This is a genomic window from Flavobacterium sp. (assembly GCF_036741995.1).
Classification (GTDB): Bacteria; Bacteroidota; Bacteroidia; order Flavobacteriales; family Flavobacteriaceae; genus Flavobacterium.
Genome location: NZ_DAINRG010000009.1, coordinates 53776 through 66774, shown reverse-complemented (window position 1 = coordinate 66774; position 12999 = coordinate 53776). Strand labels below are relative to the sequence as shown.

The window sequence follows — 12999 nt, the reverse complement described above, 5'->3', positions numbered from 1 at the left end:
CCTGTTATTCAGCTTAGTATTGATTATTCTAAACCGGCGGAATTTCACTATCGTTTGGCCAATCAACTTCAGGCACTGCGTCATAAAGGCGTCTTGATTATTGGCAGTGGTAACATTGTACATAATTTACGATTGGTAGATTTTCAAAATTTTCATAAAGATAATTACGGCTTCGATTGGGCGGTAGAGGCACATGATACTATTAATGGTTATTTATTACATGGGGATTACCAACCTTTATTAGATTATGACCGACAAGGGAAAGCCTTTGACCTGGCCATTCCTACCCCCGATCATTATCTTCCGCTACTCTATGTGCTTGGTTTACAACAAAAAGGAGAAGCTGTTTCACTCTTTAATGATAAAATGGTCGCAGGTAGCCTTAGTATGACTTCTATAAAAATAGCCTAACGATGAATCTAAAAAATATCCAAACCGAAGTTGATGCCAGTTATTTGTACAAAATATTAGGCGATAATGAAGCAGATGAAAATGTAGCCAATGTTTTTCATCAAATGAGTGAAATAGAACACAGTCACGCTATCGCTTTCTTGGCCAAATACGACAAAGATGCGTCACATTTACCACCTCCATCCGGCAGAGCTAAGACATTGCATTTTATCGGAAAGCTGTTTGGGTATGATTATATCTTAGGGGTTTTATTGGATACTGAAAAAAGCATTTCTTCTTCGGTACTCAGTGCTCGTAAAAAGACCAATACTAAAGAATCGCTCTCAGACACGGCACACGTTACGATTTTAAAAAATATTCTCAATAACGACAAGAAGGTCTCGGGGCCCAATTTGGCGCGGTTTGAAAAACGACATCGTTCCGTGGGAGGCAATGCGTTGCGGGCAGCAGTGCTTGGGGGGAATGACGGGTTGGTGTCCAATTTCAGTTTGGTCATGGGAATTGCCGGAGCTACCAACGGTCAAAAAGAAGTCTTACTAACCGGTATTGCCGGGTTATTAGCCGGGGCTTTATCTATGGCTTTGGGCGAATGGATTTCGGTAAAAAGTTCTTTGGAGTTATATGAAAACCAAATGCAACTCGAAATGGAGGAACTCGAAACCAATCCGGAAGGAGAGGAGAAGGAACTGGCTCTAATTTATATGGCTAAAGGCATTCCCGAAGATCAAGCCCGACAAATGGCAACCGAGATTATGCAAAATAAAGATCATGCTCACGAAGTGTTAATCAAAGAAGAGCTAGGTATCAACCCCGAAGATTTAAAAGGTTCCGCTATGGAAGCCGCTGTCGCTTCGTTTGTATTTTTTGCCATTGGAGCCATAATTCCGGTGATTCCGTTTTTCTTTTTGGGCGGTATGAAAGCAGTCTTGTTCAGTACTGTAATGAGCGCTTGCGGTTTATTCTTAATAGGAGGCAGCATCACTTTGTTTACCGGTAAAAGCCTCTGGTATTCAGGTTTTCGTCAAGTATTGTTTGGATTGATGGCCGCTGCTATAACTTTCGGAATCGGAAAATTGATTGGAGTTTCGGTAATGGGATAAAGGAAAAGAGGCTCGTATGAACCTCTTTGTTCTATGATTTTGATTCATTAGTATTGACTATGCCTTCTTGCCTATCAATCGCCGAATACCAAGTCTCAAGCATCCGGATAATCAATCGAAATCATACTCAAATTTACGAAAAAGTATCCGCTTAAGTTTTTGTTTTTTAGTGCTTTAACATCACTTTAACGCAGCCGGCTGCATATTGAATAATTGGGATTACTTCGCAATATTGGAATAGTATTACACAAAAAAAGAGGTCTTTTCAGACCTCTATTATGATTTTGATTTATCATTATTAGCTTGTACCATCTTCATACAGCCAACTATTGAATTATCGCTGTGATACCTTCAAGTAATTAATCGAAATCATACTCAAATTTACAATTAAAATTGCTGTAAATTATTTGATTTGAGTCCTTTAACTATTAATTAACTCATTATTATTCCTAATCCTACAGGGCTAAAAAGTACCGGAAATATAAGCCGCTAAATTATAATCTAATTCCGTAATGGCCTTTTTGTCGTAGGTGAATAGTGTGATTTCCAACGTAAAAGCTTTAAAAACTTTATAGTCAGGATGGTGATTCATCTCATCGGCCTGTTTGGCTATTTTTAGTATAAATTGGGCTAATTCTGTTTGAGATTTGAATTCAAAAGTACTGACCAGCTTTCCGTCTTTAATGATCCATTCCATGATTTTAGTAAGTGCCGTTTAGTAATGCTCCACCAATAGCTGATTTAGCTTCGATGCCGAGTTTTTTCATCATCTCAAAGGTAGTGCATACAGCGGCAGAAGTAACGGGAATTCCACATTCTTTTTGGATTAAATCAATGGCTTCCAAAGATGGCATTTGCACGCAGGCGGATGCTACTAAAACATCCACATCCGTCAAATCCAATTGCTTATAAATTTCCAACAAGTTCATCGGATTTTGAGCAGCTACTTCCAGATTATCTGGAATTTCAAGCGCAATGCTTTGTTTGACTTTTATCCCTTGATGTTCAATATAATCCACCACCATATCTGTCAACGGACGCATGTAAGGCGTAATAATCGAAATTTGTTTGGCGCCCAATACTTTCAAACCATTAATCAAAGCCCCGGCGGAAGTCACGATAGGCGTAGGGAAGTCATTCGCTACCGTTTCCTGATGCAGGTTTACTTCGGACACACAATGATAGCCGCGTCCCATACTCATAATCGCCACCAAACAGGCATAACCCATCACATCCACATGGGCATCGGATAATTCCTGAGCACATTTCAAACTCATAGCATCCATGGCTTCGAGCTCTTCTTTGGTGACTTTTTTCATGCGCATGCGGCTACTGTGAAACGTAAACTGCTCCGGCAATATGATTTCTCTGGCTCTGAAAATGGCCGGTATTTCGGTTTCCATCGTCACATTGGAGGACGGAACTATTTGTCCAATTCTGTATTTTTTAGTCATAGTATGTTGAATCATTGTTTGGGCGTTCCCCCGATAAATCGGGGTCGGGCTTTCGCTTGCACACGGTGCTTGGCTCTATCCCTAACGCAGTCATTTAAATTAGTAACCGAATGTCCGCTGGACATTCTCCTCTTAATCTCAAATCTAACGCAAAATATTGTTACTTGGAAATCTCTTTAACAGTATTCACTATGGTTCCAATCCCTTCGACAGTGGCTTCTATGACATCGCCATCATACAGCCACTCCTGTGGATCTCTTCCCGCACCAACGCCGGCCGGAGTTCCGGTGGCAATAATATCGCCTGGTTCTAACGTAAATACGATGCTCAAATCTTCGATAAGTTCGTTGATGTTGAACAATAAAAATTTAGTATTGGAGCTTTGTTTTTCCACACCGTTGACTTTTAACGACAAGTTGAGGTTGTGCGGATTTTCGATTTCATCTTTAGTGACTAATATAGGCCCCATAGGAGCAAAGGTATCCTGTCCTTTGGAAACAATCCATTGGCCTTCACGCCGACAATCACGTGCCGATATGTCGTTGATAACAGTATACCCAAATACATAATCCATAGCGTCAGCTTTTGGTACGTATTTCCCTTTTTTGCCAATGACTACTGCTAGTTCCACTTCCCAGTCGAGTTGCGAAGTGAGTTTGGTATTTTTAATCACATCAGTATTGGTTCCGGTAACCGTTGTTGGCGGTTTTGAAAAAATAATCGGTTTCTGAGGCAGCTTTCCGGTGGTGTCTAAAGTTCGGGCACTTTCCGATACGTGTTCGGTATAATTCAATCCAATCCCGATGATATTTTTTCTCGGTTTTTGAATAGGAGCCAGGAGGGTCACTTCGTCCATCGAATAGGCAATTTCGGTGAAATAGGCTTCTTCAGTATCAGCCACCATATCGTTCAGCTCTTCCACAATTTCAATTCCCATATCAATTAAATCAAGCATATCGCTTGGCAATGGAAAATTGGAAATTTCACCAAAGTCTTCCATATCGATGACTTGGTTGTTGTGAAGAAAGCCTAACCTTGGTTCGGTGTCAGCTGTTTGGTAGGTTAGTAGTTTCATTGTTTTTTTGTTGCAAGTTTGTAGACAGTAAATAGCAGTAAAGCAGACCAAAATATGATATTAGTATATCCGATAATAACAGCTATAGTATCTTCTTTCAGTATTAAATTAATTCCCATCAAGATGAAACCAATGGGGCCGGCAAAAGCAGAAAAAAGTTTTAATTTGGTATTCATAGTAAAGTTTAGTTGGTTGTTTGAAATCCATTGTTCTCAGGATACTCTCTTTCTTGGTACAAGCCCAATTTTTCAATCACCGGCAAATCATTGAACGAGAATAAGCAGGCATCATCCGTATTGGATAAATTCACGTGTTCGTGCCATGCCCAGGAGGGAACGCAGAAAATATCTCTTTCCTTCCAGTCAAACCGTTGGCCGTTAATAATCGAATAGCCATGTCCTTTGGCACATTGGTACACGAAAGAACTAGTGTGTTTATGGGCTTTGGTATGTTCGTTTGGACGCAACAACTGAATGGAAGCTCCCATGGTTTGCATTACATGACCGCCGGTTAACGGATTCGCATAACGCATGATAATGCCGTCAAAAGGATTGCCTTCATTGACTTTAGCAGCTTCTAATAAAGCCGGATAGACTTTTTTCCAGGAATATTTAAATAGCGGCGAATAGGGTTTGTCCCAAACCAAATCGGCTGGTACTATACCATTACCGTCAAACGACATTGGCAAATGATTCACCGGAGCTATTAAAGGTTGTTTGCCATCAAAAACTGCATAATCATTAGCTTCCAAAGCATTCACGAGCGGAATGTCTAAACCATCCTGCCAAATGCAGGTTTGGCCGCCTTCTTCTACACCATGTTCGTGCCAAGTGGAATTGGGAGTAATCACAAAGTCATTCACTTCCAGCATGATTTTATTACCGTCTACGACCGTATATCCTTTGTCACCTTCCATGATGAAACGCAACGCAGAAGCTTTATGACGGTGCGCTGAAGTGCTTTCACCTGGGCGTGTCACCTGAATTCCGGTATACAGCCAACCCACAGCGGCGCTAACATCTTTTCGTTTGTCATTGACTAAATAGACTACTCGTCTGCCGGCTTGTTCGGGTGTTACGAGTTCGGAGGATTTTAAAACTAAGCTGCGCAAGTCTTCATATTTCCAAAGCATTGGTACGGAAGAGGAGCGGGGTTCCCAAGGTTCAATATCGTTGGCCACCGTCCAAAGGGCTCCGGCACCAAGGGCTTCCAATTCTTTATAATAGGCTTCGAGTTCAGGCGTGTCCTGTACCCGCGCACGACCGATGACGTCGTCTGACTGTTTTGCTTCCATCTTATTTCTTATTAAACTCCTCGTGATTATCTACAAAGGTAATCTTTCTGGTTGGAGCAGTATTTACCCTTAAATCAAAAATATCAAATCGGTTGTAATGCCCCAGTATGTCGTGCATTTGTTTCGGTTGAATGCATTTTTCCAAATCGATATCGGCATAAATAATTCCTTCTTCATCAATCAAAGGTTCCCCAATCACAGCGCCATTTGGTCCAATGAATCCGGAGAAAGCCGAGTTCTTTCGCGTGAGCAATTCATCAACATTCGGCACATCATCGCGCAACGCATCTTTAATTTCCTGAGAAATCGTAGAACACGAAACGATGGTAAACAATTTTCCTTCGAAAGAATGTGCTGCTGCTCTAATCTTAATGGCTTCCGCCATATTGTAATCGGGTGGGGCAACCGGCAATGAAATGTAATTGGCAATGTGAATCAATTCGCCTTGCGAAAGCAGCGTAAAGCGCGCTAACGTATTGGTATTTTCCCCGCAAGCCAGCGTTCCTATTGGTCCCACTTCGGTATCGTATACTTTCAAGGATGAGCCATCGCCTGATGTCCAGGTGAGTTTTTCTGCCCAGGTCGGTACTAGTTTTCGGTGTTTACCGATGAGGTTTCCTTTATTGTCAATGATGAGGTTGGTGTTGTAAATTTCACCATAACTGTCGCCTCGTTCGTTGATTCCGATAACGATATGAATGTTGTGGTCTTTGGCTGCCTGAAATAAGGGTTTCATAGCTTCATCCGTCACTGCCACAGAATTTTTATACAATTGCTCATACCATTTGCTGCCTTGTACCGGTGTCATAATCCAATTCCAATACGGATAACCGGCCACGAATACTTCCGGGAAAGCGATGAGTTGGGCACCATTTTCGCTGGCTTCTTTGACAAACGAAATGGCTTTGGCTATCGTTTTTTCTACATTGAGAAAAACAGGCGATGTTTGAACAGTAGCGGCCTTAAATTTTTTGAATTCCATTTGATTCTTTTAAATGATAAATTTTGAAATCTTAGTTTTCATTTCTTCGTTGAACGGTTCGGCTTTGATGTTGTTTCGGTCTTCGGCGATGGCTACGTTTACTAAGGTTACTTCGCCTTCCAAACAAGTTTTACCGTTTTCATCTTCAAAGCGAAAACCACAATTTACCGAAGCGCCGCCAAGGTTGATGACCCAAAGTTTTTTGGTCAACATTTCTCCCAAACGGGCTGCTTTTTTGAACTGTACTTTTAAGTCAACTGTGGGAATGCCATTGGTTTCATGGATTTTGGAAAACGGGCGGTCAAGGGCTTCTTCAAACCAGTCTTCGACTAAATCGTTTAGCATTTCCAGAAAGCGTGGGTAAAACACAATCCCGGCGTAATCAACGTGCTTGAAACGTATTTTTTCTGTTTTTGTAAAATAGTTACTCATAAATATTAATTTTTTAGCCCCGATTGCAGCAGTTACCATGTAACGCGGAAAGCGGGAAATAGCTTCTAAAAACTCTCAGCAGTCGCTTTTTTCCAATAATGAAACATTTCATTAGGCACTTTACTACCGTCGAGTAAGGCTCCGACTTTTAGCTCGGGGTAAGTTTCTTCAAAGGTCTTGATTTGGGTTCGGTCTACCCGCATACTCACGACGCTTCGGTCTACTTTATCGGGATGGTCTATTCCAGCAGAGGCCATTAATTCCATAGCGCTTTTTACGGTTTCGTGTTGAAAACGGGCAACGCGAACACTTTTTTCTTCGGGCACCAATCCTTTTGTTAATCGTGGGTCTTGTGTGGCCACTCCGGTCGGACAAGTATTGGCGTGGCATTCGAGTGCCTGAATGCAGCCCAGAGCAAACATCATTCCGCGTGCTGAATTGCATACATCCGCTCCAATGGATAGGGTTTTGATGATGTCAAATCCGGTGATGATTTTTCCACTACAGATGATTTTGATGTCTTTTTTTAAATCGAAACCCACCAAGCAATCGTAAACAAAAGCCAGGGCATCGCGCAAAGGCATGCCTACGTGGTCTGAATATTCCTGAGGAGCCGCACCGGTGCCGCCTTCGCCACCGTCAACGGTAATAAAATCAAAAGTGGTTTTGGATTGTACCATGGCTTTGCAAATGGCAATGAATTCGGATTTGTTACCGATGCAAATTTTCATGCCGATAGGTTTCCCGCCGGAGCCTTTTCGTAGTAACTTTACAAATTCCATTAATTCCAAAGGTGTTTTGAAAGCAGAATGCGTTGGTGGTGAAATGATATCGTGTCCTTTTTCGACCAAACGAATGGCAGCAATTTCATCGGTTACTTTTTCTTTGGGTAATATGCCTCCATGGCCGGGTTTAGCGCCTTGCGAGAATTTGATTTCAATCATTTTGACATTGTCTAAAGTAGCTCTTTTGGCAAACTCATCATAAGAGAATTTGCCGTCCGGTGTGCGACAACTGAAATAACCGGTTCCGATATTCCAAACCACATCACCGCCTTGCAAATGATAGGGAGACAATCCACCTTCTCCGGTGTTATGATAAAACCCGCCTTCTTTGGCACCATTATTTAAAGCCAAAATGGCGTTTTTACTCAGGGAGCCAAAACTCATCGCACTGATGTTAAACAGACTCGCGTAATAGGGTTTCTCACATTGCGACGAACCAATTTTTACTCTCGGATTGCTATTAACCTCAGAAAACGGAATAGCCTTGATACTATGATTGATCCATTGGTAGCCAATTTCATAAAGATCTAATTGTGTCCCGAATGGCATAGTGTCCATTTCTTTTTTACTTCTTTGGTAAACGAGGCTTCTTTGTAATCTATTGAATGGTTTGCCATCGGTATCACTTTCAATAAAATATTGTCGGGCACCCGGACCCAGTGCTTCGAGCAAATAGCGCATTCTGCCTAAGAGCGGAAAGTTTCTTCGAATGGTTTTTTTGGATTGAAACATATCGTAAAATCCCATGATTATCAACGGAACGAATATCAATAATAGAAAACTGAATTTCCAGTTTATATAGGTTAGAATTCCTATCAAGGCTATTGATGTAATTGCGAATACTATAAACGCTTTTCTCATTTTATTTCAATTTAAATCGTTGAATCTTTCCGGTCTCTGTTTTGGGCAAAGCATCGGTAAAATAAATTACTCTCGGGTATTTATAAGGCGCTGCTACTTCCTTGAACCAGTGTTGAATGTGGTTTTTCATGTTGTCTGTAGCTTTACTTTTTTCTTTCAATACAATGTGGGCACAAACGAGCATTCCACGTTCTTCATCAGGCAGTCCAACAACGGCACATTCTAAAATGGCTTCGTGTGTTAAAAGTACACTTTCGACTTCAACAGCTCCAATATTATAGCCTGAAGAAATAATCATATCATCACCACGCGCCACAAACCAAAAGTACCCATCTTCATCCTGACGGAAGATGTCGCCAGTAAAATTCCAGCCGTCAACAACATATTCTTTTTGCTTCTCAATGCGGTTCAGGTATTTACATCCGGTAATGCCACGAACTACTAATCTTCCCGGTTCATTGGTCGGAACTTGATTTCCATTGCCATCAATAATTTTGGCTTCATATCCGGTAATTGCTACTCCGGTTGCGCCGGGTTTCATGTTCTCTTCGTTGGAAGAGATAAAGATATGCAACATTTCGGTAGCACCAATGCCGTCAATGATTTTTAAACCAGTAAGATCATACCAATCCTGCCACACTTTTAAGGGCAATGTTTCTCCGGCAGACACACATTTGCGCAAGCTTGAAATAGTGAAGTCATTGACTTTGGTAGTAATCACACGCCAAGCGGTAGGGGCGGTAAAGCAAATAGTGATTTTAAAATCCTGAATAGCTTGTAATAACATATCAGGTGTTGGTTTTTCAATTAAAAATGTCGAGGCTCCAAAATACATTGGAAACAAGACCAATCCGCCCAAGCCAAAGGTAAATCCTAGTGGTGGACTTCCTGTGAAAATGTCTTTTTCGGTAGGTTGTAATGCGTAATTGGGAAAGGCTTCGCAAATATTCAAAATGTCTTTGTGATAGTGTGCCGTCATTTTTGGCAAACCTGTCGTTCCGGATGTGAAGCCAATTAAGGCAATGCTGTCTGCTTTGCTGTGGTAATTGGAAAAATTTTTCGGTTTGTGTTGCAGTAAGTTTTCCCAATCAGTAGTATTGAAATAACAAGTGGTTTTTAAAAAATCGGATTTTACCAATTGCATTTCATCTATCAAATCATTATCGCAGAACACATGAGAAATTTCGGCACAATCAATAATGGTAGTCAGTTCTTTGGCCCGAAGCAGCGGCATAGTGGCTACTACAATGCCGCCAGCTTTTAAAACGGCAAACCAACACGCGACCATCATTGGGTTATTGGCAGAACGAATCAATACTCTGTTGCCTGATTTCAAACCCAAATCGTCAACCAGAACGTGGGCAATCTGATTGGCTTTTTCGAATAAATCCGTATAGGTCCAAGTCGATTCAAAAGTGCGGATGCAAACATTATTGCCACTGCCATCTTTGATGTGATTGTCCAAAAGTTTTTCCACACAATTGAGCATCTCCGGTCTGTTGAACTGAGGCAAATCAAGAAAAACATAGTCGGGTTGCAAGTCCGGGCTTGGTAAATGTTCGTGAGCAAAATTATCTTCGTAATGTTTCATTGTTTAGTTGCTGAGTACCTAAGTTGCTGAGTGTTATTCTTTTTTGTTGCTTTTTGGTTTCAGGGCTATCTTCATGCCTTCGGTTTGCTTTCTCTCACTGGCTTTTAACGGATACAAATGAGAGCTTCCTGCTTTGTATTGCTTTGGAATGTCATTGGTTTCCAATTGTTCGTAGGCCTGTGCGTTGCGGACAAAATTGGCATCCGCCAATAACGGTCGGCCCAATGCCACCAAATCGGCTTTACCGTTTAGGATTATTGTATTGATTTGGTCAATATCCTGAATGTAGCCAGTGGTTATAGTTGGAATATGAACCGTGTTTCTAACGGCGTCAGCAAAAGGAGTCTGCCACATACGACCAACTTGTGGTTTTTGCTGTTCAACCGTATTTCCTGTAGAAACGTTGATGATGTCGGCACCGGCCACTTTAAATGTTGTAGCAATGGTAATAACCTCTTCTTCTGAAATTCCGTTTACTGCCCAATCGGAAGCGGAGATTCGAACTGATATTGGTTTGTCTTGCGGAAACACTTTTCGCATTTCGTTGAAAACTCGTAAAGGAAATTTTAGTCTGTTTTCAATGCTTCCGCCAAATTCGTCTGTTCTGATATTGGTCAGAGGCGATAGGAAAGAGGCCAATAAAAATCCGTGATGCGCTTGCAATTCTATCATATCGAATCCGGCTTTATCAGCATTCTTTGTGGCTTGTACAAATTGTGAGGTTACCAAATCCATATCTGACAAAGTCATTTCCTTTGGTGTTGCCATTTTGGAATTGAACGGAATTGGTGAAGCAGAAAGTAATTCCCATGGATTGTCAATCGGTTCGTTGGTGCCTTCCCAAGGTTTTTTTGTGGCACCTTTTCTGCCGGAATGTCCCAATTGAATTCCGATTTTGGTTTGAGTATTTTGATGGATAAAATCAGCGATTAATTTCCATTTAATAATTTGTTTATCAGTGTAAATGCCAGCGCAACCTAAAGTAATTCGACCTGTTTCTGAAACCGCTGTCATTTCGGTTAAAATTAGACCAACACCACCCGTAGCTCTGCTTCCATAGTGCACTAAATGCCAATAGGTGACCTCACCGTTTTCGGCTGAATATTGTCCCATGGGCGCCATGACGATGCGGTTTTGTAACTCTAAATCTCTTAGTTTGAATTTGGTAAACGCAGCCGGAACTGCGGGATTTAAATTATTTTGTAACGTATTGAACTCGAATAAAACCTTATCGGTAAAGGACTTATCTCTCAAACGAAGGTTTTCATACGTTACTTTTTTAGCGCGTGTCATGCAGCCAAAAGCAAACTGATAGAACGGATGCTGACTGTTTCGATCCATGTTTTCAAACCAATCTAGGGAAACTAAAGCAGCATGTTGTATCATCTCTACCGTGTTCCTGCGGGTTTTGTCATAGTGTTCAAAAGCTGCTTGTACGTTGGTTGGATTGGCAATCACTGCATCCGATAAACCTATAGCAGAATCCATAGCTAATTTAGTTCCGGAGCCAATGGAATAGTGAGCGGTAGCTTTGGCATCGCCTAATAAAACGATGTTGTTGTGATACCAGTTTTTATTGGTCACATGCGGAAACTGACGCCAATGCGATTTATTGGAAATCAGCGGATGTCCGTCGAGTTCTTCTTTGAAGATTTCGCTTATTTTGGTTATTGTATCTTCTTCATTGGTCACTTCAAAACCGAGCTTTTGCCAAGTATCGTCGCTGCATTCAAATATCCAAGTACTCATTCCTTCTTCGTATTGATACGTATGGGCGACTATTGTTCCATAAGGTGTGGTTCGGAAAAAGTAGGTAAAAGCATCCAGTGGTTTGGTAGAACCTAGCCACACAAAGCGGTTTTTCTTTAAAGTAATGGTGGTGCCGAATTCCTTTTCATATTGCGTCCGTATAGCGCTTCCAATGCCATCCGCAGCGAGAATAATGTCGGCGTCCTGAAATTGGCTTACATCGGCTATATTTTGCTCAAAATGAAGATTGACGCCTTCTTCGCGGCAGCGTTGTTGTAATAATTGCAATAAGGTTTTTCGGGAACAGCCGCAGAATCCGTTTCCGGCAATGCTTACTTCTTCACCATCACGGGCTACAATGATGTCATCCCAATAAGCAAATTTGCTTCGGATTAGCTCATACGATTGCATATCTCGTTTTAGGAATTCGCCCAAAGTTTCATCGGAGAACACCACGCCAAAACCAAAACTGTCATCGGGTTTGTTGCGTTCGTACACATCGATTTGGCACTGTGGCATGGCTTTTTTGGTCAATATGGAAAAGTAGAGTCCGCCCGGACCGCCGCCTATAACTGCTATTTTCATTTAATTTCTTTTGACAGAGAATAATTCTCCCAATTTTGAATAATTAGAACCTGCCAATCGGGAAATCGGCTTATAAGTTTCTAAATTAATTTTATGATTTTCCAATAAAACACTATCGTCAAAATGCATCATAATGATGCGGCCAATGACAACGCAAGCGCCGCCATGTTTATGGTCTTCCAGAAAATAATGGTGAACCAGTTCGCATTCAAAGGCAATCGGACTTTCTTTGACGCGCATCGGTTTTACTTTGAGCGAAGCCGTAGGAGTCACGCCGGCCAATTCAAATTCGTCAATTTCCGAAGGAACCGATTGAGCAGTCATATTCATTTGTTCGGCCAGTTCTTCGGTTACCATGTTGACTACAAATTGCTTCGTAGCCAGGACATTATTCAGAGTGTCTTTGTTGGTATTATTGCCTCTGCCAGTTGAAAACATCACGTGTGGCGGGTCGTCACCAACGGCATTGAAATAAGAAAAAGGAGCGAGGTTGTTGATGCCGCTTTCGCTGATACTCGATATCCAGCCAATGGGTCTTGGAATAACGGAACCGGTAAGAAGCTTATAGACAGCCGTATGTTCTAATTCGTTAGGGTCAAATTGCATTGTGTTGTTTGTTTACTACAAATTAAAGCTATTTTTTGCTATTTTTTTGAACTGAAACCAAATTTATAGGCATA

12 protein-coding genes are annotated in these 12999 nt (G+C 41.4%); 2 read left to right on the top strand and 10 right to left on the bottom strand.

Annotated elements, in window-relative coordinates:
- Together V7D82_RS05250 and V7D82_RS05245 are read left to right on the top strand one after the other, a co-directional pair.
- Window positions 1–411 (top strand): dioxygenase family protein (locus V7D82_RS05250; protein ID WP_333599926.1); only part of this gene is annotated, 411 nt, incomplete at its 5' end.
- Between the two features lie 2 nt (window positions 412–413).
- Window positions 414–1511, top strand: a complete 1098-nt coding sequence (locus V7D82_RS05245) for a VIT1/CCC1 transporter family protein (RefSeq protein WP_333599925.1) — start codon at window positions 414–416, stop codon at window positions 1509–1511.
- 463 nt (window positions 1512–1974) lie between these two features.
- Here V7D82_RS05245 and V7D82_RS05240 read toward each other — a convergent pair whose 3' ends face one another.
- The 10 genes from V7D82_RS05240 to V7D82_RS05195 all read right to left on the bottom strand — a co-directional run bounded on the left by V7D82_RS05240 (window position 1975) and on the right by V7D82_RS05195 (window position 12925).
- Window positions 1975–2208 carry a 4a-hydroxytetrahydrobiopterin dehydratase gene (locus tag V7D82_RS05240; protein WP_333599924.1) on the bottom strand — a complete coding sequence of 78 codons (234 nt, stop codon included), beginning with the start codon at window positions 2206–2208 and terminating at the stop codon, window positions 1975–1977.
- Window positions 2209–2212: 4 nt separating this feature from the next.
- A complete protein-coding gene (locus V7D82_RS05235) occupies window positions 2213–2980 on the bottom strand; it encodes a maleate cis-trans isomerase family protein (protein ID WP_333599923.1) in 768 nt (255 codons plus the stop codon).
- Window positions 2981–3125: 145 nt separating this feature from the next.
- Window positions 3126–4040: a fumarylacetoacetate hydrolase family protein gene (locus tag V7D82_RS05230; protein WP_333599922.1), complete on the bottom strand. Its 915-nt coding sequence runs from the start codon at window positions 4038–4040 to the stop codon at window positions 3126–3128.
- A 184-nt stretch (window positions 4041–4224) separates the two neighbouring features.
- Window positions 4225–5334 (bottom strand): cupin domain-containing protein, encoded by a 1110-nt coding sequence (locus tag V7D82_RS05225; protein WP_333599921.1) that lies wholly within the window; start codon window positions 5332–5334, stop codon window positions 4225–4227.
- A gap of 1 nt (window position 5335) precedes the next feature.
- A complete protein-coding gene (locus tag V7D82_RS05220; RefSeq protein ID WP_333599920.1) occupies window positions 5336–6316 on the bottom strand; it encodes a carbon-nitrogen hydrolase family protein in 981 nt (326 codons plus the stop codon).
- Window positions 6317–6325: 9 nt separating this feature from the next.
- Window positions 6326–6748 (bottom strand): acyl-CoA thioesterase, encoded by a 423-nt coding sequence (locus V7D82_RS05215; protein WP_333599919.1) that lies wholly within the window; start codon window positions 6746–6748, stop codon window positions 6326–6328.
- A 65-nt stretch (window positions 6749–6813) separates the two neighbouring features.
- Window positions 6814–8394 carry an FMN-binding glutamate synthase family protein gene (locus tag V7D82_RS05210; RefSeq protein ID WP_333599918.1) on the bottom strand — a complete coding sequence of 527 codons (1581 nt, stop codon included), beginning with the start codon at window positions 8392–8394 and terminating at the stop codon, window positions 6814–6816.
- 1 nt (window position 8395) lies between these two features.
- Window positions 8396–9985 (bottom strand): AMP-binding protein, encoded by a 1590-nt coding sequence (locus V7D82_RS05205; RefSeq protein WP_333599917.1) that lies wholly within the window; start codon window positions 9983–9985, stop codon window positions 8396–8398.
- Between the two features lie 33 nt (window positions 9986–10018).
- The gene (locus V7D82_RS05200) at window positions 10019–12319 is read right to left on the bottom strand and encodes an oxidoreductase (RefSeq protein WP_333599916.1); all 2301 of its coding nucleotides are present in this window, start codon (window positions 12317–12319) and stop codon (window positions 10019–10021) included.
- Entirely contained in the window at window positions 12320–12925 is a 606-nt protein-coding gene (locus V7D82_RS05195; RefSeq protein ID WP_333599915.1) for a flavin reductase family protein, read from the bottom strand.
- Between the last annotated feature and the right edge of the window lie 74 nt (window positions 12926–12999).